This is a genomic window from Ihubacter massiliensis (genome assembly GCF_024125305.1).
GTDB classification, from domain to species: Bacteria; Bacillota; Clostridia; order Peptostreptococcales; family Anaerovoracaceae; genus Hominibacterium; species Hominibacterium faecale.
Window position 1 is genome coordinate 1,999,579 of record NZ_JAMXVH010000001.1, and the last position, 22,100, is coordinate 2,021,678.

General features: G+C 49.3%; 16 protein-coding genes. All 16 read right to left on the reverse strand.

Annotation, left to right across the window (positions count from 1 at the left end):
* Nucleotides 1–22 precede the first annotated feature (22 nt).
* Nucleotides 23–2,509: an ABC transporter permease gene (locus NIA71_RS09365; RefSeq protein ID WP_253020281.1), complete on the reverse strand. Its 2,487-nt coding sequence runs from the start codon at nucleotides 2,507–2,509 to the stop codon at nucleotides 23–25.
* On the reverse strand, nucleotides 2,496–3,191 hold the full coding sequence (locus NIA71_RS09370; protein ID WP_148396830.1) for an ABC transporter ATP-binding protein: 696 nt from the start codon (nucleotides 3,189–3,191) through the stop codon (nucleotides 2,496–2,498). Before NIA71_RS09370 ends, NIA71_RS09365 begins: the two co-directional genes overlap by 14 nt.
* Before the next feature lie 56 nt (nucleotides 3,192–3,247).
* Entirely contained in the window at nucleotides 3,248–4,207 is a 960-nt protein-coding gene (locus NIA71_RS09375; RefSeq protein WP_253020282.1) for a sensor histidine kinase, read from the reverse strand.
* Nucleotides 4,195–4,863 (reverse strand): response regulator transcription factor, encoded by a 669-nt coding sequence (locus tag NIA71_RS09380; RefSeq protein WP_253020283.1) that lies wholly within the window; start codon nucleotides 4,861–4,863, stop codon nucleotides 4,195–4,197. The genes NIA71_RS09375 and NIA71_RS09380 overlap by 13 nt, the downstream gene beginning before the upstream one ends.
* A gap of 136 nt (nucleotides 4,864–4,999) precedes the next feature.
* A complete protein-coding gene (locus NIA71_RS20060) occupies nucleotides 5,000–5,305 on the reverse strand; it encodes a hypothetical protein (protein ID WP_367177914.1) in 306 nt (101 codons plus the stop codon).
* 64 nt (nucleotides 5,306–5,369) lie between these two features.
* Nucleotides 5,370–6,068, reverse strand: a complete 699-nt coding sequence (locus NIA71_RS09385) for a response regulator (RefSeq protein WP_148396834.1) — start codon at nucleotides 6,066–6,068, stop codon at nucleotides 5,370–5,372.
* Nucleotides 6,034–8,784 (reverse strand): ATP-binding protein, encoded by a 2,751-nt coding sequence (locus tag NIA71_RS09390; protein WP_253020284.1) that lies wholly within the window; start codon nucleotides 8,782–8,784, stop codon nucleotides 6,034–6,036. Before NIA71_RS09390 ends, NIA71_RS09385 begins: the two co-directional genes overlap by 35 nt.
* Before the next feature lie 128 nt (nucleotides 8,785–8,912).
* Complete coding sequence (kdpC, locus tag NIA71_RS09395; RefSeq protein ID WP_148396836.1) at nucleotides 8,913–9,515, reverse strand: potassium-transporting ATPase subunit KdpC; 603 nt, start codon at nucleotides 9,513–9,515, stop codon at nucleotides 8,913–8,915.
* A 19-nt stretch (nucleotides 9,516–9,534) separates the two neighbouring features.
* Nucleotides 9,535–11,601, reverse strand: coding sequence for a potassium-transporting ATPase subunit KdpB (kdpB, locus tag NIA71_RS09400; protein WP_253020285.1), 2,067 nt, complete (start codon nucleotides 11,599–11,601; stop codon nucleotides 9,535–9,537).
* Nucleotides 11,602–11,617: 16 nt separating this feature from the next.
* Nucleotides 11,618–13,360, reverse strand: a complete 1,743-nt coding sequence (gene kdpA, locus NIA71_RS09405) for a potassium-transporting ATPase subunit KdpA (RefSeq protein ID WP_148396838.1) — start codon at nucleotides 13,358–13,360, stop codon at nucleotides 11,618–11,620.
* 319 nt (nucleotides 13,361–13,679) lie between these two features.
* The gene (locus NIA71_RS09410) at nucleotides 13,680–14,825 is read right to left on the reverse strand and encodes a sodium ion-translocating decarboxylase subunit beta (protein ID WP_148396839.1); all 1,146 of its coding nucleotides are present in this window, start codon (nucleotides 14,823–14,825) and stop codon (nucleotides 13,680–13,682) included.
* Nucleotides 14,826–14,951: 126 nt separating this feature from the next.
* Nucleotides 14,952–17,210, reverse strand: a complete 2,259-nt coding sequence (locus NIA71_RS09415) for a Tex family protein (protein ID WP_253020286.1) — start codon at nucleotides 17,208–17,210, stop codon at nucleotides 14,952–14,954.
* An 11-nt stretch (nucleotides 17,211–17,221) separates the two neighbouring features.
* Nucleotides 17,222–18,326 (reverse strand): peptide chain release factor 2 gene (gene prfB / locus NIA71_RS09420; protein ID WP_148396841.1). Its coding sequence is split into 2 segments (ribosomal slippage): nucleotides 17,222–18,250 and nucleotides 18,252–18,326, totalling 1,104 coding nucleotides; the frame shifts between segments, so codons are not numbered across the junction.
* A 499-nt stretch (nucleotides 18,327–18,825) separates the two neighbouring features.
* Nucleotides 18,826–20,205 (reverse strand): APC family permease, encoded by a 1,380-nt coding sequence (locus NIA71_RS09425; protein WP_148396842.1) that lies wholly within the window; start codon nucleotides 20,203–20,205, stop codon nucleotides 18,826–18,828.
* A 52-nt stretch (nucleotides 20,206–20,257) separates the two neighbouring features.
* Complete coding sequence (locus NIA71_RS09430; protein WP_253020287.1) at nucleotides 20,258–21,154, reverse strand: acetamidase/formamidase family protein; 897 nt, start codon at nucleotides 21,152–21,154, stop codon at nucleotides 20,258–20,260.
* A 117-nt stretch (nucleotides 21,155–21,271) separates the two neighbouring features.
* The gene (locus tag NIA71_RS09435; RefSeq protein ID WP_148396844.1) at nucleotides 21,272–22,027 is read right to left on the reverse strand and encodes an alpha/beta hydrolase; all 756 of its coding nucleotides are present in this window, start codon (nucleotides 22,025–22,027) and stop codon (nucleotides 21,272–21,274) included.
* Nucleotides 22,028–22,100: the final 73 nt, after the last annotated feature.

Genomic DNA, 22,100 nt, shown 5'->3' on the forward strand with positions numbered 1-22,100 from the left:
TCCTGTGATCAAGGTTTAATACTTACTCGTTTCCCCGGATCCGTTCGACAACGGAGTGGTTGCCCGAAAGATGCCGATAGGCGATCAGCGGAACCGCAATACAAATCGCCCCGATTACTACAATCATAATCAGAACCGGAATAACAGGAATTGAAAAAGCAATGCCTATATAATTCATAGATTGATAAATGAGATAGGTAATCCCCAGCCCTGCAGTCCCGGTCAGCATCAAAGAAAGTACCGCATAAAGGACGCCTTCCCGAACCAGCATCTTCTTGGTCTGCCGGTCGGTCATTCCTACACTTTCCATCACCGCCAGCTCCACCTGCCGGTTTTGAATGCTTCCGCAAACGGTGTTGATGTAATTCATGATGCCGATTAGAGCCAAAAGCACAGTAATGCCCATACCAATACCCATCATATTGTTTTGAGCCTTTTCAACTTGTTTCATCTCCTCAAGCTTGGAGTCATAGGAAAAATCTTTACGTTTGGGGCTTGTATTCATAGCCTTTTTAATCTGTTCTTCGGTGTTTTCATCGTATTCTTGCTGATATTGAATGGTCAGCTTGGAAATCAGCGGCTTATCAACAATGCGCTTAAAGTATCCATCGCTGATAATGATGGTAGGCCCAAGACCAGGCATGGCATAATAGGTGTCGTCGGTCAGGCCCGCAATATCAAAGGAGCAGGACTTTTCCCGCTGATCGAGCAGAAAGCAGGATACTTGTTTTTCGCGCAGCTCCTTTTGATTAAAGTCCAGATCGTTTCTGAACAGGATACACGTTTTTCCTTCCAGGAAGGCCTTTTCATCCACCGGCTCATCCAAGGTACTATTTAAATACTCGAACTCTACCTGATCAATCCCAGTCAGATAGGAATAATATGTTTCTGGATGCAGCTTATAATCCTCTCTCACATTCTCATAAGACTCTTCCATCCACATGTCATAGGTCTGCTTCATCCAGCCATCGGAAAAGTCCGGCTCCCAGGGGACGGCGATGGCGGCATTAAGCATTTTATGCGTCTGGCTGATCTCGCCGGCGGGCAGCTGGGACAAAAAGTCATCGTCCATAAGCTGCTTCCATTGGCCTTGATCTTCTTTCCAAATGGTATCGTTTTTAATCAGAAGATCCGCGTCCATGTAGTTGGATACAATCGTTCTCGGCCCGTGGCTCGCGATGAGAGTGGCCAGACATAAGAATACCGACAGCGCTGCCGCAAGGGAGAGCACCACCACAAAGGTTTTCTTCTTATCTTTAAACAGCTGGTCTTTAGCCATTCGCCAAACAATCTGTCCCTTTCCGGTCCTGCGCGCCTTCGTTTTTCCGGACAGGCCCCGGTACCCCAGAGCTTCCATTGGTGTAATTTCGGCAGCGATCCGGGCAGGCTTCCGGCTGCCGATGAAAACCGTTGCTCCCACCAAAAGAACAGCGGCGAGCAATATGAGCGGGTGAAAGACAATCTGAATATCAGTCTGGCGGATTCCCAGGGTTTTGACCACCGCCGGTATGAGGAAAAAGGAGGCTGCCGCTCCCAGGAGAAACCCGCCTGCCATTCCAATGGCCCCTGTGAAGAGCATTTGTTTTCTGATTAAACCGTTAATTTGTCTGCCGGTCATGCCCACAGTCCGTAGCAGTCCATAGTAGCGGATATTTCCCGAAACCGACAAGGATAAAATGTTATAGACCAGCAGATATGCGCTCAGGCAGGTAATGAGAATCAGCCCTGCCATTCCCAGAAGAAGCTGGATCGACCAGGCGGTTTCGGCAGTAAAAATCAGCCGCTGTTTCTGCCCCAAATCCAGGCTGGATTTAAGCTGATCCTGCGTTTTCTGACTTACCAAAGAGCTTTGGAATTTTAAATACAGGAAGCCTCGTCCGTAGTCGGAAAGCTGAAAGCCGGACTTTTGAAAAAATGACTTTGAGACGTAGAAGATACGCTTGTCGCCGTATCCGCCCCACATGCCGGTTATGGTAAATCGTTTGGTATGGCTGCCCAGCTTGTCTCCATAGGTAATCTCAAAGGAATCCCCGATTCCAAGGTTTTGCAAACCGCAGTCTTTCAGCGCCTCTTTGGTAGCCATCACTTCGTTGTCTTTGGTTGGATAGCGGCCTTTTACCCACTCCATGGCAGGCCGTTTCATCTCCTTCCACATGGTATCGTCGGCCCATAGAAAGGCTGTATGAAGCGTATCGTCGGCGGCAGTCTTTTCCGCCCAGGCCGCCATCGCCTCAACGCCGATTTTTTCAATATCTGTATTTGCTTCACACACACTTTTTTGTTCATCCGTAAACCCGCCATAAATGTAGGCGCCGAAGTCAGCCCCTTGCATGCGGATCTCCTGAATCTGCTGCATACGAAAGTATGTTCCCCCAACTGTCAGGATGCTGAAGAGCATAAAGGAAGCCAGCGAAATCGGGATGATGAGCATTCCATTTTTACGCTTATTGGCGGCAAGGGAGCTTTTGGCCATTCTTGTAATGATCCCCCGGTTATTATTCGCCAGCATAGCCGCCACTTCCCTTCACGATCTTTCCGTCTTCGATGCGGACGATCCGGTCCGCCAGCTGGGCGATGTCCTGATCGTGGGTGATCAGGATCAGGGTCTGCTGAAATTTTTTGGCCGCTGCCTGCAGCAGTCCCAGCACATCGTGACTGGTGGCCGTATCCAGATTGCCAGTCGGCTCATCGGCCAGTATAATGGCCGGTTTTGACGCCAGCGCTCTGGCGATGGCAACCCGTTGCTGCTGTCCTCCTGAGAGGGTGCCCGGCAGGGCTTCCTTTTTTTCGCTCAATTTGAGCAGCTCCAGGATTCCATCGACGAATCTGCGGTCGATGCGGGCTCCGTCCAGCTCAATGGGCAGAACCACATTTTCATAAACGTTTAAATCGGGCACCAGGTTATAACTTTGAAAGACAAAGCCTACTTTTCTTCTGCGAAAAATGGTCAGCTGCTCTTTGCTCAGCTTGGAAAGGCGGCGTCCGTCCACGTAAACTTCTCCTTCGGTCGGGTTATCCAGTCCGCCGATCATATGGAGCAGGGTGCTCTTTCCGCTTCCTGATTTACCTACTATGGCGACGAATTCTCCTTCTCTCACGGAAAAGTCCACTCCATCCAGCGCTTTTACCGTATTACTTCCCAGCTTGTAGTATTTTTTCAATGCTTGTGTCTGTACAATGGGTGATTTCATGCTGCGTTCTCCTTTCTTTCCTACTACAAGCATAACGCCGAAAAATCACAAACTGTTCACAGCTGGAAAGTTTCACGGAACTGTGATTTTTCCCTGTCATATGGAAGATAAACCTGAAAGTCTGCGCCCTGCCCTTCCTGGGATTGAACTTGAATATAGCCCCTCTGCAGGGTGATGATCTTTCTCGCCAAATAGAGACCCACGCCAATGCCTTCCTGGTCGTGGACTTCCGGCTCCCGGTAAAACCGCTGAAAAACTGCTGCCTGTCTGCCCGCGGCGATGCCTTTTCCCGAATCCCGGATGGATATTTTGACAAAGAATTCCTGCGCCGATACGAAAACGTCAATGGTTCCTCCCTCAGGCGTGTATTTAACTCCATTGTCCAGGATATTAAAGAGAGCTTCTTCCGTCCATTTCCTGTCGTGGCTCACCTGCAGCGCGTCGCCGCATTCCACGGAAAGGCGTATGTTCTTCTTTTCCGCTTTGGGTACCACAGCCGCCACCGCCCGCCCCAATGTGGGCTTTAAATAATCCGGCCGCTGGCGAATCTCGATGACGCCGGTCTCAAGGCGGGACATCTTCACCATGCTCTGGAGCAAAAAGTCTAGTTTTTCCGTCTGCCCCTCCATCTTCTGCAGAAATTCTTTTTGGCGTTCTTCCCCGCCGGCCTCCTGCTTCATAATATCCAGATATAATTTCATATTGGCAATTGGCGTTTTAGTCTGGTGGGAAATATCGGAGATCAATTCTTTCATCTGCTCTTTTTCCGCTGCGCTTTGAGCATTCTGTCTTTGTTGTATGCGGTAAACCTGTTCCAGCTTTCCATAGATTTTGTCCCATAAAAAATCGCCGGGCGCACCCGGTTCTTCCAGCTTTTGTCCGAGGATCATCTCATCCAGGCAGGTTTCCAGGAGGTCGGAAAAGGAGTAAATCTCTTTTTTAAGCCGCCTCATCCGCATCCATAAAAATACGGAAAGCAGCGCCAGTCCTACGACTGCTCCAATTAATCCAGCCATTGGTACCCCATTCCATACACATTTGAAATATATTTATGCCCGTCCTTTTCAATTTTGCGCCGCAGCCGGTTCACATTGACCGCCAGAGCGTGTTTGTCCACGAACTGGCCGCCGCAGTCCCAGAGCTGGTCCAGCATCAGAGAATAGGTCATCAGCTGGCCGCTGTGATCGATGAATAGTTTTAACATGCGAAACTCCGTCGGGGTGATGATGCATTCCGCTCCTCCCGCTTCTGCCCGCGCCCGCGCAAAATCGATGCGCAGATATCCATCGTCAAACAGCTGTTTGGCGTTTTTTGCCGTCCGCTTGAAAATCACCTGGATTTTTTTTAAAAGAACGTGAATGGAAAAAGGCTTTGTAATGTAATCGTCGGCTCCCAGTTCATATCCTTGCAGCATGTCCTCTTCCAGGTCCCGGGCCGTCAGAAAAATCACCGGCGTGTCGCCTTTTTCCTTTACCTGCCGGCAGAAGGAAAAGCCTTCTCCGTCGGGCAGATTGACATCCAGCAGGACCAGCGCCGTCCTTTCTCTTTGATAACGCTGCTCCGCCTCTTTCATGGAACAGGCCGCCGATACGGAGTAGCCTTCTTTTTCCAGGGCATAAGCGATCCCCTGATTCAGTTCTCGATCGTCTTCCACAATTAATATGTTCTGCATCTTATACCTCACTGATTTTATTATACAGGCAAAGAAAAAACACTGCAATTAGGGAATAATCACAGTGTTGAGACAATCAGGCCACCCCCGGCACCTTATCTGTCGGCGATCGACCTTGCCAATTCATAGAAACATTTCACATCTCTGCTATAAACATGCTTGCAAAAAGAACGACTGATATCAGCGCTGGCGTTTTTGTAGAAAATAGCAGGCACGTTGTTAACCTTGTAAAAATACAAATCATCTTCTTTATATATTGGATGTCAATGCTCGTGTATCTTGTGCCTTCTATCGCATTTCCCGCATCGGCGGCAGCATCAATCAAAAGGCAATTTTTCTTGCATTGTGATAATTGTTCTCTGGAAATAATACATTTACCAGGTTCATCCACCTCTATCCCACTGATGATTATATCGTATTGGTTGATCGTTGTTATCCAAATCGACGATTACCAATGATTTGGGGTTGGCTACCATGGCCGCAATCTTTTTCCCATTTGCGACCGGCTATTCCACCTGCAGCATCTTATACCCCACACCCACGTGGGTCTGAATATACTTGGGATCCGCCGTATTCTTCTCGATCTTTTTGCGCAGGGTTGCCATGAATACCCGCAGGGAAGGTACATCGCTCTCAAAGGCCTGCCCCCATAATTCTTTGAGGATATAACTGTGGGTCAAAACTCTGCCCATATTTTTTGCCAGCAGACAGATCAGCTTATACTCCATGGGGGTCAGGTGGATCTGCTGCCCGTCGACGGACACGGTGCCGGCTCCATAATCGATGGTCAGCCCGCCGTTGGTAAAAACAGGCGACTCGGCGGACGCGTTCCGGCCTAGCGCTGCGATCTTCCTTTGGGCCACCCGCAGGCGGGCCAGCAGTTCTTCCATGCTGAAGGGCTTGGTGAGATAATCGTCAGCTCCCGCATCCAATGCCGTAATCTTATCCTTATCCTCGCTTCTGGCGCTGACCACGATGATTGGACATCCCGACCAGGAACGAACCTTTTTAATAATTTCCACTCCATCCACGTCGGGAAGGCCCAGATCTAAAATGATGATATCGGGTCGTTTGACGGTAGCGTAAAAAATCGCTTTTTCCCCGTCATCGGCTGTGTAACATTGATAAGCATTGGCATCCAGTGTTGCTGCCAATAGATTTTGGATGGCTTTATCGTCCTCCACAATGAGAATTGAAGTTTTCATCCGCTTTTACCTCCGCTAATGGTACTGTAAATTCAAAGATCGTTCCCCTGGGCTGATTGTCCTTGACCACAATCTCGCCGCCGTGGGCGTTGATGATAGATTTGCACAGAGCCAAACCAAGGCCCATCCCTCTTCGTGAATCACTGCTGCCCTTTCCGCCAGTAAAAAACATATTGAAGACAGAGGCTTTATCTTCGTCTCTGATTCCGCCCCCATCATCAGAAACCCTTACAACCGCATCGCTGCTGTGCTGGAACGCGGAAATTCGAATATGGGAACCCTCCGGCGTGTATTCCACCGCATTGTTGACAAGGTTGATCAGAACCTGGACGATGAGCGTCAGATCCACCTCCGCCATCAGTAGCGGATCCTCCACCTTCACGTCGATATGATGACTTATCGATTTTCTGGTTACATGGGCCAGGGCCTCCGTAATCACCTCTTCCACCAGCTGAGGTTCTTTTTTCAGATCATCGATGCCGCTGTCGTCCAGCCTGGATATGGAAAGAAGGTTTTCCACCAAGTTGATCAGCCACATGGAATCGTCATAGATTCCCTGGGTTAGCGCGTTCTTCGTCTCTTCATCAAATTCCGTGGAGAGCAGGGAACTGGCGCTGCCTGATATGCTGGTGAGAGGCGTTCGCAAATCGTGGGAAACGGCCCGCAGCAGATTGGCCCGGAACCGCTCCTTCTCCGCCTGCATGGCGTGCTGGTTCTTTTTCAGCGCTGTATAGTAGATTTCCAGAGCAAAGGCGATTTCTCCAATCAGCGCCGCCAAAAGGGACCGGTCCATGTCTTCCAAAGGATTGTCACTTTTCAGCACAATGCCCACGATCGCCAGTACCTGGTTATTCCTGTCCCGGATGGGCATATAAAAGCATTTGGCTCCCGGAAGAGTTTCTGTGCCTTTTCCTGCCCGCCGTTTATTCTTCAGCACCCAGTTTACCACACCTTGTTCATCATGGTCCATATAGATTTCATCCACCGGCCGCTCTTTTTCCGAATCATAGGAATAGACGTTCGTAATCTGTTCCTCTTCCACCGTATAAATGATTACCGGAGCTCTGACGATCTTAAAGATTTGCCGTTCTGCTTCAATGACTATATCATCGATGGTCTGAGCATGCTGCAGGCGGCTGCTGGCATCCAACAGAATATCGGTCCGGTAAACGTTGAGGGCTGATGCCACCGCCTGACTCTTGGCCCTGCTGGTCAGTGTGCTGACAATAAAGGCTGCAATCAACATAATAACGAACGTCACCGGATATTCTGCGCTGGAGTATAAGGTAAACTTGGGATCCGTAAAAAAGAAATTAAAGCTGAGTACTCCGATTACCGAAGCTGCAGCCCCATAAAACTTGCCCGTAGTCTGGTTGGCTGTAATCAATACTCCAAGAATGAAGATAATGATCACATTCGCTTCCCGCAAGCCTATAGTATGCAGCAGTCCTCCCAGCAGGGTGGACAACACCATAATCAAAAGCATTTTCATCAAATCTTTAACGGAAAGGGAAAAGTTTTTGCCTGGTTTTTTCTCTATGGGGGCGCGCTTGGCCTCTCGGTCCGGAATTACAAAGAGCTCCAGGTCCGGCGCCAAACTGATCATCCGATCGGTAAAGGTAGGCTTTCCGAAGGATATGCCGGCAAAGGACCGCTTACTTCTTGCCCTGCCCATGACGATCTTGGAAATGCCGCTGACTCTGGCAAACTCTACAATCTGATAAGGAATATCATCGCTGTAAGTGGATGAAACCTTGGCCCCCAGAGTTTCCGCAAGCTTGAGATTTTTCCGAAGCCGCTTTCTCTCTGTTTCTGACAATTTCTCGTCCCTGGGTGTCTCCACATACAGTGCCGTAAACCTGCCGTGAAAAGCTCCGGCCATTCTGGCTGCTGTCCTTATAACATTTTCATTGGTTGGAGACGGGCTGATGCAGACTAGTATATGTTCGTTAATCTGATAGCGGCTGCCATCTGCTCTGGCATTTTTAATAGTTTCCAGCTCCTGATTGACCTGGTCAGCCGTATAACGCAAAGAAATCTCCCTCAGCGCCACCAGATTATCCTGGGTGAAAAAATGATTCAGAGCTTTTTCCGCTTGCTTTTCTTTGTAGATTTTTCCGTCGCTCAGCCTCTGAAGCAGCTCTTCCGGCTCAATGTCTACCAGTTCCAGCTGTTCTGCCCCATCAAAGATATAGTCCGGAACCCGCTCCTGCACGATTACCTGAGTGATGGAAGCTACCACATCGTTCAGGCTTTCAATATGCTGCACGTTGACCGTAGTATAAACATCGATTCCGGCATCCAAAAGCTCCTCGATATCGGAATACCGTTTGGTATGACGCATCCCCGGCGCATTAGTATGGGCCAGCTCATCTACCAGGATTAAATCCGGCTTTCGTTTCAGCGCCCCGTCCAAATCAAAATCCCGCAAGCTCATCCCTTTATAAGGCACCTCAAGGGCTGGAAGCACTTCCAACCCTTCAAGCAAAGCCATGGTTTCCGGCCTGGTATGAGGCTCAATATATCCGACGACAACATCGATCCCCTGTTTTTGAGCAGTATGAGCATCATCCAGCATGGTGTAGGTTTTGCCCACACCTGCCGCGTATCCGAAGAAAATTTTCAGTTTTCCCTTCCCTTTTGACCGCTCCTGCTGATTGATCTTATGGAGCAGAGCATCGGGGTTGATGCGTTTATCCCCGTTTTCACCAGTCACCTTCTCGTCACCTCATTTGTTTCTATATACATGCCGCTCCCTCCAATCCGGAGCGGACTCTTATTCGCTGTAAACTGCTTAATCATCATTCTAATCCCCGCTCTGGGAAATGTCAAACCAGACATCCTTTACAAAATTCCTTCCAGCGCCAGATTGACTTGCAGAACATTTACTGTTTTTTCACCAAAAACCCCGAAGGTTTTGCCAGTCGTGTATTTGTCGATGATTTTCTGCAGGTCCGCCATGCTCATATTTCTTGCCTTTGCTACCCGCTCCAGTTGATATTCGGCAGCGGCTAGAGAAATATGGGGGTCCAGCCCGCTTCCCGAAACGGTGACCAAGTCCACAGGGACAGGCTCGCCTTTTTTATCCGGGTGGGCATCCTGCATTTGTTTGGTTCTTTCTTTTACCATCTGCTCCAACTCTTCTCCGGCCGGCGTCTTATTGCTGGCTCCAGCATACAGGAGCGGCTTGCCGTCTTTATCGTAGAACGTTTCCGTATTGAGCATCATTGGTCTTCCCCACAGATATTCATCTCCGGTAAACTGCTGCGCCAGCAGTGCGCTCCCGTATTTAACTCCATTCACTTCAATGATACTGCCGTTGGCTTTATCCTTAAACAGCACTTGCGAAATTCCTGTCATAGCAACTGGGTACAGAATCCCGCAGATCACAGTAAAGATCACGATGAGAATCAGCGCCCGCAGCGCAACCGATTTATGATTTGTCATTTTCTTCTCCTCCCTTCCCTTACATGAGCCCTAAGGCTGCCAGGATCATATCGATCACCTTGATCGCAATAAATGGGGCCACGATTCCGCCCAGGCCATAAATCAGCAGGTTTCTCGACAATAACTTTCTGGCCGGAACTTCTCTGTACTTAACGCCCTTTAAGGCCAGCGGAATTAAGGCGATGATGATCAGCGCATTATAAATGATTGCTGACAGGATAGCGCTTTCCGGGGTTGCCAGATTCATGATGTTCAAAGCCGACAGCTGAGGATACAGCCCTATAAACAGTACCGGAATGATGGCAAAATATTTGGCAATATCATTGGCGATACTGAATGTGGTCAGAGAACCGCGGGTCATCAAAAGCTGTTTGCCGATTCTTACAACATCGATCAGTTTGGTCGGTGAAGAATCCAGATCGACCATGTTGCCCGCTTCTTTGGCCGCCTGAGTACCGGTGTTCATTGCTACGGCCACATCCGCCTGAGCCAGAGCCGGCGCATCGTTGGTTCCGTCACCGGTCATGGCCACCAGATGGCCTTTCTTTTGGTAATCTCTAATCAAATCCAGCTTGGTTTCCGGAGTAGCTTCCGCCAGGAAGTCATCCACTCCTGCCTCCGCGGCTATGGCAGCCGCAGTTACCGGGTTGTCTCCGGTGATCATGATGGTTTTGATACCCATTTTTCTCAAATCAGCAAATTTTTCTTTAACGCCTTTTTTAATAATATCCTTTAAGTGAATAACGCCCAGAACTTTTTTGTTCTTTGCCACCACCAGAGGCGTACCGCCGGTTTTGGCGATCCTGGTTACGATTTGGTCGCATTCCATCGTGTAAGTTCCGCCCTGTTCCAAGATATAAGCTTTTACTGCGTCGGCAGCGCCTTTGCGGACTTCATTATCCCCGTAATTTACACCGCTCATTCTTGTCTTGGCCGTAAAGGGGATAAAATCCGCATTGAGCTCATTCATGTTTCTTTCCCGAATACCGAACTGTTCTTTGGCTAGTACGACAATGCTCCTGCCTTCCGGCGTTTCATCGGCCAGCGAGGAAAGCTGTGCCGCATCCGCCAGCTCTTCCATCGTTATGCCGCTGACCGGAATGAATTCGCTAGCCTGGCGGTTGCCCAGGGTAATGGTCCCTGTCTTATCAAGCATAAGAATATCCACATCGCCGGCCGCTTCGATGGCCCGGCCGCTCATGGCCAGTACGTTGGCCTGATTCAATCTGCTCATCCCGGCAATGCCGATGGCGGAGAGCAAGGCTCCGATCGTTGTCGGTGCCAGACAGACCAAAAGCGCAATCAGGGCAGTAACAGATGTTGTATTTGCAAGTCCCGCCTGGACAAAACCAAAATCTGAGAATGTATACAGAGACAGGGTTACCAGCAGGAAAATAATCGTCAGTGCCACCAGCAGGATCTGGAGAGCCAGTTCATTGGGCGTCTTTTTTCTCGCTGCCCCTTCTACCATGGCAATCATTTTGTCCAGGAAGCTCTCTCCCGGATCCGCTGTGACTCGTATGACCAACGAGTCAGATGTTATAGTGGTTCCTCCGGTGACCGCACTTCGGTCTCCGCCGCTCTCACGGATAACCGGCGCCGATTCGCCGGTTATCGCGCTCTCATCTACTGAGGCGGCACCTTCAATGACTTCACCGTCCGCAGGAATCTGGTCGCCCGCCTCAACATAAACAATATCCCCTTTACGAAGCTTTGCAGACGGTATCTGCTCATATCGATATTTGTCATTCATATCACTGAGCCGTTTAGCCGCAATGTCTTTTTTCGCGCTTCTGAGCGCATCAGCCTGCGCTTTGCCCCTTCCTTCTGCGATGGCTTCTGCGAAGTTGGCGAAGAGAACCGTAAACCACAAGATGATGGCCACGGCCAGAATGAATCCCGGCGCATTGTCGGACAGCCCGCACAGAGCCGCGATAAACAGCCCTGAAGTCAAAATAGCTGCTATATATACGATAAACATGACCGGATTTTCAATTTGTGTTTTGGGGTTTAATTTTGAAAAAGCATCTTTCATGGCTCGTAAGGCCAACCCCTTTGAAAATGCGTCTTTCTTTTTATTATCCATAGTCTCACTCCTTCTATTACAGAATCATCTGCAAATGCTCTGCGATGGGTCCCAGCGCTAATGCGGGGAAGAAGCTGAGGGCTCCTACCAGCAATACCACTACGATCAGGAAACCAATGAACATCCCATTGTATGTCGGTAGTGTTCCAACGCTTTCGGCCACTTTTTTCTTTTGCACCAGAGAGCCTGCGATTGCCAGTGTTGCCATCATCGGCAGGAACCGTACAAACAGCATTACCAGGCCGATCGTTATGTTTACAAAGGGCGTGTTGGCATTGAACCCTGCGAAAGCAGAACCGTTATTGCCGCCTCCCGACGAGTATGCATATAGTACCTCAGAGAAACCGTGCATACCCGGATTGTTTAGACTGTCAGCCACCGATGGAACGATGCAGGCAATACCGGTTCCTACCAGTACAGCTACCGGGGTGGCCAGGCAGACCAACATCGCCATCTTCATCTCGTATGGCTCAATCTTCTTGCCCAGGTACTCCGGCGTTCGACCAACCATCAACCCTGCGATAAAGACAGTAATGATGGCAAAACCCAGCATTCCGTACAGTCCGCAGCCGACGCCGCCGTAGATGACTTCGCCAAGCTGCATCTGCAGCATCGTCACAAGTCCGCCGATCGGCGTATAGCTGTCATGCATGGAATTGACCGAACCGTTGGACGCAGCAGTCGTCCACGTCGCCCAGGTAGCGGAGGTTCCCGGTCCGAACCGTACTTCCTTTCCTTCCATATTTCCGCCTACTAATTCGTCAGAGGCCGTTATATTGACCGCACCGTTTGCCTCCAGCTGGGGAGTTCCTTTTAATTCCATAACGCCTGTTACGCTCATAGCCGCCACTAGCATAATGCCCATGGCCAGAAACAGAGCGATCCCCTGCCGTTTATCTTTCACACTTCGTCCGAAAGAAAAACATAGTCCAACCGGGATCAAAAGCAGCGACAGCATTTCCAATAAATTAGAAAACGGTGTGGCATTTTCGAGGGGATGGGCTGAATTGACTCCAAAGAATCCGCCGCCGTTGGTACCCAGCTGTTTAATTGCAATTTGGCTGGCTGCCGGGCCCATTGGTATGACTTGCTTGTCGATCACTGTTCCATCTTCCATGGTTACCGGCTCCAAAAGCTGCGTTTCTTCATAAGCAGAAAAGTTCTGGATAACGCCCTGGGATGCGATACCGATGGTCACAACAATCGACAGCGGCAGCAATATGTACAAAACGCTTCTGATCATATCGACCCAAAAGTTCCCGATGCCTTTTTCTTTCACTCTTACAAATCCGCGGACCAGTGCAAATAGGACTGCGATACCGGTGGCCGCAGAAACGAAGTTCTGCACGGTCAATCCCAGCATCTGCGTCAGATAGCTGAGCTGCATCTCTCCCGAGTAAGCCTGCCAGTTGGTGTTGGTTACAAAACTGGCCGTCGTGTTAAATCCCAGATGCCAGGAAGTTCCTCCAATGCCTTCCGGGTTCAGCGGCAGCTTTCCCTGAAGAAGATTCAGCAGGAAAAGAATAATAAATCCAAATACGCTGAACAAGACGGCTGCTTTGGCATATTTCTTCCAACCCATGTCTTCGTTTTTGTCGATTTTCATGAGTTTGTAGAGCGCATTTTCACAAGGAACCAGTATCTTGGAAAGGAATACGTGTTCTCCGTTCATGACCTTGCTCATGTAAGCTCCCAAAGGGATTGCAAGTAAGATTAATATAACCAGGTATATTCCCATTTGTATCAGTTCGCCGCTCATTTTTGGTCACCTCCAAGCAAAACCTTGCTAAGATAGATGAGCAGGGCAATTCCTAAAACGCCCACTATCTTTATGATCAATGACATGTTTCTTCCTCCTTTATTTCATTTCTTAATTCATTTTCATTATAGGAGGTTTGGTATAAAAATGGGGTTAAGGGTGGGTACGTTGGCATTAAGATCGTATAAAGAAAGCCCCCTTCAAGACAAAAGGAGACGACCGGATACTCTCTCAAACAGAAAAAAGCCTATTGTCATAAGACAACAGGCTTTTTCTTGTATAAAAATGATTTTAGAGATTTTCGATATGTAAGCTGAGATCAACCGAACATAGAAAGCATTACCGAAGCGGCCACGGCCGAACCGATTACGCCGGCTACGTTGGGTCCCATGGCGTGCATCAGCAGGAAGTTTGAAGGATTTTCTTGCTGGCCTACCTTTTGCGATACTCGGGCAGCCATCGGTACAGCTGATACACCTGCCGAACCGATCAGAGGATTGATCTTTCCGCCTGTAAGTACATTCATCAATTTGGCGATCAAAACGCCACCGGCAGTTCCTACTGCGAATGCGCAGATTCCCAAAACGACGATCTTCAAGGTTTCAGCCTTGATAAAGGTTGCTCCTGTAGCGGAAGCTCCAACTGCCAGACCCAGCAGTATGGTAACAATGTTCATCATCGCATTCTGTGCAGTATCAGAAAGTCGATCCGCTCTTCCTGATTCTTTAAAGAGGTTGCCCAGCATGAGCATACCGATCAGCGGTGCTGCTGCCGGCAGGAGCAGAACAACGAGAACAGTAACAACAATCGGGAATAAAATCTTTTCTTTCTGGCTCACGACTCTCAGCTGATCCATCTTGATCACCCGTTCGCTTTTGGTTGTCAGCGCCTTCATAATTGGCGGCTGTATGATCGGTACCAAAGCCATATAGGAATAGGCAGCTACAGCGATAGGTCCTAAGAGATCTGGAGCCAGCTTGCTGGTCAGATAGATCGCAGTCGGCCCATCCGCACCGCCGATAATGCCAATGGATGCAGCACCCTGTGCATCGAAACCCAGAATAACAGCGGCAAAGAACGCGAAGAAGATACCAAACTGCGCTGCAGCGCCCATAATCAACGATTTTGGATTGGCGATCAGCGGCCCGAAGTCGGTCATCGCCCCTACTCCCAGGAAGATCAGCGAAGGGAAGATTGGTTTCAACGCGTAGAATATGGACAGCAATCCAATATCGGATAGCTGGTTCGATGATGTAATCTCCGCATGCTCAATAAACATACCACTTATTGGCAGGTTGGATAATAACATACCCATAGCGATTGGAATCAGCAGCAGCGGTTCAAACCCATGCCTGATTGCCAAATAAAGGAAGATAAATGATACCACGATCATAATGACATTTTGATATGCCACGTTAGCCAGGCCGGTATCCTGCCAGAAGTTACTGAGTGTCTCAATTAGCATTTTTTCTCGTCTCCTTTTCTAAATGACGTAAAAGTGCAGACCTGCACTAATCGTTAAAATACTAACACATCTAAGCGTTTATTACAACCTTGTATCGGGATAAATACTGTATACACTCGGGATACATTACAGCTTCATGGTCAGTCCGATTTTCTGCTTTTCATGGTCAATTTGGATAATCTTAACCTTCACCGTATCACCGACTGAAACTGCATCCATCGGATGCTTGATAAACTTATTGCTCATCTGGGAAATGTGTACTAGGCCGTCGTTTTTTACGCCGATATCCACAAAGGCGCCAAAGTCAACAACATTGCGCACGGTACCCATCATTTCCATACCTTCTTCCAAATCTTCAAAACTGCGAACGTCATTTCGGAAGACGACCGCAGGCGCATTCTCCCTGGGATCCCTGGCCGGCTTTTTGATCTCTTCGATGATGTCTCTCAGGGTCATCGATCCTATTTCCAGCTCCTGGGACAGCTTTTCGATGGCTTTTCCCAGATTCTTTTTGGGATTATCCTTTTTCTTGCTCAGTTCTGCCAGAGCGGCCAGACCTTTTGCTCTGGTTTCCGGCTTCTTGGGTTTGAACTGATCCGCGTACAGGTCGCTGATTTTCTGCTCAATATCAGCCACGCCGCCGCGAATGATCTCTTTCTTATCGATCTTGAGTTTTTTCAGCATGGCTTCCGCCGCTTTATAGGATTCCGGGTGGACGGAAGTGGCGTCCAGCGGGTTGCTGCCTTCGGAAATGCGCATAAAGCCGGCACATTGCTTGTAGGTTTTTTCTCCCAGCTTTGAAACTTTTTTCAGTTCTTTTCGATCCATGAAGGACCCCTGTTCTTCCCGGTAAGCAACGATGTTTTTGGCGATCCCCATGTTGATGCCGGCCACATGGGCCAAAAGGGACGGGGAAGCCGTATTCAAGTCCACGCCGACCCGGTTTACGCAGTCTTCTACCACATTATCAAGAGCCGTCTCCAGCAGTCCCTGATTGATGTCATGCTGATACTGCCCCACGCCGATGCTTTTGGTGGGGATCTTCACCAGTTCCGCCAGCGGATCCTGCAGCCGCCTTCCCAGGGACATGGCGCCTCTGGTGGTGACATCCAAATCCGGATATTCTTCAGTTGCCAGTTTGGAAGCGGAATAAACCGATGCCCCCGCTTCATTGACGATGGTGTAGCTGATGTCCAGACCATTCTTTTTTATAAAACCGGCCACTACTTCTTCCGTTTCCCGGGAGCCTGTCCCATTGCCGATAACGATCACATTGATCCGGTATTTATCCACCAGCTTTTTCAGCGTCGCTTCTGTACCGGCCACATCGTTTCTCGGCTGGGTTGGATATACGGTTGTATAGGCCAGCAGTTTGCCGGTCTCATTGAGCACAGCGACTTTACAGCCGGTACGATACCCTGGGTCAATGCTGATGATCCTGGCCCCTTTTACAGGAGGAACCATCAGCAGCTTTTCCGTGTTCTTGGCAAAGACCTTGACCGCTTCCAGTTCTGCCCGCTCGGTAAGCATGTTTCGCATCTCCCGCTCAATGGACGGAGCCATCAAACGTTTATAGGCATCGGCGATGGTTTCCTGGAGCAGACCTGTAAAAATGGACCGCTGGTTGGTGATAACCGCTTCCTGGAGCAGCTGTTCCATCTCCTCTACTAAAACCGTCACTTTGACTTTTAGCTTTTTTTCCTTTTCGCCTCGGTTTATAGCCAGAATTCTGTGGTTGGGAATCTTTTTGATTGCTTCCTGATATTCATAGTACATTTCGTAAACCGTCTTTTCTTCCGGGTCTGCCGCCTCGGTGACGATTAAGCCGCTGTTTTGGGTTTTTTCACGGATTTTTGCCGTCAGTTCCGGATCATCAGAAATCATTTCGGCCAGAATGTCCATGGCCCCGGTAATGGCTGCGGCGGCATCGGGAACTTCCTGTTCCTCATTGATAAAGGGCTGGGCCAAATCTTCGACAGCTCCTTCTTCCAGTTCCTGGGCCCAAAAGGTCATGGCCAGCGGTTCCAGTCCCCTGGCTTTGGCTTTGGACGCCCGGGTAGTTTTTTTCTGTTTGTACGGTTTATACAGGTCCTCAACTCTCTGCAGAACCTCGGCTTCTATAATTTTCGCTTTCAGCTCATCGGTCAGTTTTCCCTGTTCTTCGATCAATCGAATGACTTCTTCTTTACGTTCCTCCAGATTACGCAGATAGGTCAGACGTTCGTCCAGATCTCGCAGTGTCACGTCGGAAAGGCCGCCGGTCACTTCCTTTCGATACCTTGCGATGAAGGGGATCGTGTTGCCCTCATCAATGAGCGCTACTGTGTTTTCCACCTGCGGCAGCCTGAGTTCAAATTCTTTTGCTAATTGTTCGATAATGTTCATAGAGCCTGCTTTTACCTTTCTTTCTGTTTGAGCTTTTCATTGATAAAATAGTCGATGTCACCATCCATAACGCCGCCCACGTTTCCAACTTCCGCCCCTGTCCGGTGGTCTTTGACCATGGTATACGGGTGGAATACATACGAACGGATTTGGCTGCCCCAGGTGATCTGACTGTAGTCGCCCTGGAGCTCTTTGAGGTTTTCTTTATGCTCCTGCTCCTTCAGTTCCACCAGCTTGGACAGGAGCAGTTTCATTGCCACTTCCCGGTTCTGGTGCTGGGACCGTTCATTCTGGCAGGATACCACGATGTTGGTCGGAATATGGGTGATGCGGATAGCGGAATCGGTTTTATTGACGTGCTGCCCGCCGGCGCCGCTGGAGCGGAAGGTGTCGATCCGCAAATCGTCCGGATCGATCTCCACAGTGGTGTCGTCGTCGATTTCCGGAATCACGTCCAATGAGGCAAAGGAGGTATGTCTTCTGCCGGATGAATCGTAAGGTGAAATTCGCACCAAACGATGGACGCCCTTTTCGTTTTTCAGATAACCGTAGGCATTGTCTCCTTCCACCACTGCGGTGGCGCTGTTGATGCCGCCTTCCTTTTCTTCCTGGTAATCGAGAATTTTAACCTTGTATCCTTTTCGCTCCGCCCACCTTACATACATGCGGAAGAGCATTTCCGCCCAGTCCTTGGCATCAGTGCCGCCCGATCCTCCATGCAAGGAAATGATGGCGTTATTTTTATCGTATTCTCCGGTCAAAAGCGTGGCCAGCCGCAGTTCTTCCAGCTTTTCGGCCGCCGCATCATAGGCGTCCTGAATCTCTTTCGTCATGGAAGCGTCCTGCGCTTCTTCGGCAAGTAAAATCAGCACTTCCACGTCTTCGATCTCTGTGGCCAGCGCTTCATATTCTTCGATTTTGTTTTCAATGGATTTCTTTTCTTTCATGACTTTCTGGGCCTTTTCGTGGTCGTCCCAGAAGCCTGATGCCTGTGTCTTTTCATCCAGGCCTTTTAATTGATCCCTCAGACCTGCCAGGTCAAAGGGACTCACCTGCCTCTTTGAGCCTGCCTTTCAGGCCGGGCAGATCAGCTTTGATCTGTTCCAATTCTATCATGTGTTCATCCCTCTCTCTGTTTGAATGGGGCCTGATTTGGCCCGATAGTTTAGTATACCCTACTGGCAAAAAATTTCCAAGGGGGATTTTTTATGATCGATGCCATGCATCGCATACTTTTTCATTGCAGGCAGTAGAGCCTTTTGGGAAAAAAGCTAAAATAAATTCAGGTTTTACGCAAATTTCAACGATTGCACCCTCTCAAAACCAGACAGAAGCAGCAAAACCTGCTTCTTCTCAGTATCAGGCCCCGCAAACCCATTGGATTGCGTAAAAACTGAAACCTTTCAATAAAATTTTCCCGATTTGAGATAATAGCCGTAATAAAAAGAGCCCCGGCCCCTCATGCGTCAGATTTTCCATATCCGACGTATAGAGGGCCAGGGAAGCACTCAGTACAAAGCTCTTTTTTCTCCAAGACGATCTCCAAGCCAGCACGGCGGCAAAGAGTTTGCCGCAACCCCTACAGCTCCAGCTCCTGACCGCCTTGCACAATCCTTTAAACTTCCAGATTTTTAAAGGCCTCTGGAACCTCTTTATATCCCTTGGACTTGATGGCTCCAATGACCAGGCCGACGATCAGCCAAACAATACCTACGATATAAGTCATTTTGTCAAAGCCTGTGAACACATAAATCAAGATCAGAATTCCCAGCCACGGGCAGATCAGATACTTGACAAAATCGCCGAAGGAATTGCGCATCTTCTCTTTTACGAAGAAGTAGAGGAATACGGCGAAGTTGAGCAGCACGAAGGACGCCAGTGCACCGAAGTTTACCAGTCTTACCAGCTGCGACATGTTCAGGATCAGCGGAATCACGCAGGAAGCAGCACCGACGATAATCGCGCCAACGTACGGAGTCTGGTATTTGGGATGGATCTTGGCGAAGATTCTTGGAATAACGCCGTCGCGTCCCATACCATAGAGCATTCTTGCGGTTGCCGTCTGAGCTGCCATAATGTTGGCAACGCCGATGGCGATGATGTTTACAACCAGCAGGATTTTTCTGAACACTTCGCCGCCTGCCAGGGCTGCTGCATCAAAGAATCCGGTAGCCAAATCGGTATTTTCCCAATCGGGCAGGATCAGTGCCGCAACATAAGTCTGCAGTACGAAAACCACGACAATGGTACATAATGCGATAATAATCCCTTTTCCGATATTTTTTTCCGGATGAATGGTTTCTTCCGCCAGTGTACTCATACCATCAAATCCCAAGAAGGACAAACATGCGATGGAGCATGCGGAAGCAATAAAGTGAGCGTCAACTTTTCCAGGCTGATAGAAGGGATCCGGCGCAATGTGGCCGAAGCCGCCTCCGCCCAGGACATATTTAAAGCCCAGATAGATGAACACGATCAAAATTACAATTTCCATGACAAACATTACCCAATCAACACCCTTGGTCATTTCCATTCCCCGGACATTGACGATGGTGTTAAAGATAACGAATACCAGAATCCATAGCCACCACGGACTGTTTGGAATCAGCTCCACGCCCCAATTGGCAACCATAGTGTAAAGCAGGGATGGCACGAACAGGTAATCCAGCAGAATCAGCCATCCGCCGATAAAGCCCACATGGGGGTTGATCCCTCTTTGCACATAGGCATAGACGGAACCTGCGATGGGGAATTTGTTGCTCATCCTCATATAGCTGAGGGCTGTAAAGCTGATGGCAACAAAGCCTACGATGTAAACAAGCGGCGTCATACCTCCGCTTGCCACCTGGATTTCTCCGAAAATGGACTGGGGCGCAATGATTACCATAAACAATACGCCGTAAAGAACAACGTCGCGCAGGGACAGGGCGCGCTTCAGCTCCTGTTTGTAGCCGAACTGCTCAACATTGCCTTTGTTTTGCTGTTGGTCACTCATGTCTCTTTTCTCCTTAAAATAATAATAATTGTTATAAAAACGCGGTCCGGCCTTAGCCGATCAGCGGTTTGAACTGAGGCAGCTTGGGTGTTCCAAAGCGAAGGATCATCGCGACTTCACAGGGGACGCATGCCTGATTGATGGCCACATCGCTCTGCACGGACATGTACATATAGGTATCCGTCTTGTCCCATCCTGTCACGTTCATCAGCAGTCTCTGCAGTTCCTCAGAGGCGTATTTAAGTGCCTCCGGGAATTCATGGGCGCAGGCGTTGACATACCAATGGGTGGCGGTTTCAGTCACAGGCCAGTGAAGTTCGAAGTCTTTGATCAAAGAAACCTTGACCAGCACCTCTGCCGGAATTTCTATGCCCGTTCCGCACAGCTCGGCATCGCCCATGGTCGCATGAACGTCGCCCAGCTGGAGCAGCGCCCCTTCCACTCTGACGGGGAAGTAAACTCGCGCGCCTTTTTTGATGATCTTACTGTCCATATTACCGCCGTGATTCCCCGGATAGCCGTCAATCACATCATCTCCGTCAGGAGCAGTGCCGATTACACCGATCATGGGATCGATGGGAAACCTGACGCCGTTGAATTCAGCTACTTGATCTTTGATTTTTACCACTCGGGTACGGATCTCCATATCTTCGCAGAGCGGCCCGCAGCCCTCGCTGGTGGAAATAACGCCCTGGCCGGCTACTTGCACATCTAAAATATCCACCGCCAGCACGTCTCCCGGCTGAGCGCCGTTAATGTAAACAGGACCTGCGGCCGGGTTGGCCACATCGTAGCTGTAAGCCAGATCGGTGATTAAATCCGCTTCTGTTTTCAACCTGTTGGAAAAACAATCCATGGTCTTGAATAGCAGCAGTTCTCCCGGATCTGCATCTGTAAAAGGGTTGTTGTTTTTAGAAAACTTGTATACGGATTGATCGATTATCTTCATGGGTTCCTCCTTCGCGCTTGCGCAAAAAAATAAAAGCGGCAGAACTGAAACTTCCCCCGCTTCCCTAATATCCGACTGCATTGTAGCAGTGTTTGCCGACCTTTGTCAATGCAATTGTTAAAAGTTAGACAATTCAAAAAATGATTCTGCAAGCTTCAAAACTTTTTCCGCCATTCCCGGCTGCGAAAGACGATGATCGCCCTCTGGTATCAAGGTCAGTTCTGCCCCGAATGTCCGGGCAAATTTTACGGCTGCTTCCGGCGAAGCAGTTTCATCCTTGCTGCCATGGACCATGCCCAGCCGGGCTGACTCCGGCTGGTAAAGATCGAACAAGTCATGGGCATCCAGCTCATCGAAAAAAGTCTTGGTCAGCTTGAGCGGGCGCAGGTAATCCTGGTCTACCATTAAAAACCCGTCTCTGTCTAAAGCGCGCCGCTCTTCTCCTGTACTTGGGCGGATCAGCTTTGGCATCTCCACTGCGGTACTGCGCAGAAATGCTTTCTTCCCCAGATGAGGCCGAAGGGACAAATACAATAGCGTAGTATACGCGCCGAAGCTGGATCCGAAGTAACAGATTTCCCCATGTCCGGTCAGCTCCAAAGCCCGCTGTTCTGCCGCAGCCAGATCGTCTATACAGTGAGTCAGCGTTAATTCCATTCCGTCCACTGGGCTTTCTCCATGGGCAGGGAAATCAAAGGCCAGAGTCCCAATACCCTTTCTTGGCAGTTCTTCGGCTAGCATCTTGGCCGTAGGGCTTTCCTTGCTGCTGCCGAAGCCGTGAGCAATGATTACTGCTTTCTGCTCATTTCCGGTCAGCGTATGGGAACAGGGAATCAGGTAGTCGTTTTTACTGCTTATCATTTCTGTTTTCATGGTTCACCTCCAGACAGGCCACAAACTTTTTTCCAGATACGTTCTTTGAAACTTGGCTGGATCGATTTAATCC

Coding starts and splice junctions, on each gene's coding strand:
- NIA71_RS09385 (WP_148396834.1), bottom strand. CDS start 6,068: ATGAAAACTTCAATTCTCATTGTGGAGGACGATAAAGCCATCCAAAAT.
- NIA71_RS09415 (WP_253020286.1), bottom strand. CDS start 17,210: ATGAACATTATCGAACAATTAGCAAAAGAATTTGAACTCAGGCTGCCG.
- NIA71_RS09410 (WP_148396839.1), bottom strand. CDS start 14,825: ATGCTAATTGAGACACTCAGTAACTTCTGGCAGGATACCGGCCTGGCT.
- kdpC (WP_148396836.1), bottom strand. CDS start 9,515: ATGACAAATCATAAATCGGTTGCGCTGCGGGCGCTGATTCTCATCGTG.
- NIA71_RS09430 (WP_253020287.1), bottom strand. CDS start 21,154: ATGAAGATAATCGATCAATCCGTATACAAGTTTTCTAAAAACAACAAC.
- NIA71_RS09435 (WP_148396844.1), bottom strand. CDS start 22,027: ATGAAAACAGAAATGATAAGCAGTAAAAACGACTACCTGATTCCCTGT.
- NIA71_RS09425 (WP_148396842.1), bottom strand. CDS start 20,205: ATGAGTGACCAACAGCAAAACAAAGGCAATGTTGAGCAGTTCGGCTAC.
- NIA71_RS09370 (WP_148396830.1), bottom strand. CDS start 3,191: ATGAAATCACCCATTGTACAGACACAAGCATTGAAAAAATACTACAAG.
- kdpB (WP_253020285.1), bottom strand. CDS start 11,601: ATGGATAATAAAAAGAAAGACGCATTTTCAAAGGGGTTGGCCTTACGA.
- NIA71_RS09380 (WP_253020283.1), bottom strand. CDS start 4,863: ATGCAGAACATATTAATTGTGGAAGACGATCGAGAACTGAATCAGGGG.
- NIA71_RS09375 (WP_253020282.1), bottom strand. CDS start 4,207: ATGGCTGGATTAATTGGAGCAGTCGTAGGACTGGCGCTGCTTTCCGTA.
- kdpA (WP_148396838.1), bottom strand. CDS start 13,360: ATGAGCGGCGAACTGATACAAATGGGAATATACCTGGTTATATTAATC.
- NIA71_RS09365 (WP_253020281.1), bottom strand. CDS start 2,509: ATGCTGGCGAATAATAACCGGGGGATCATTACAAGAATGGCCAAAAGC.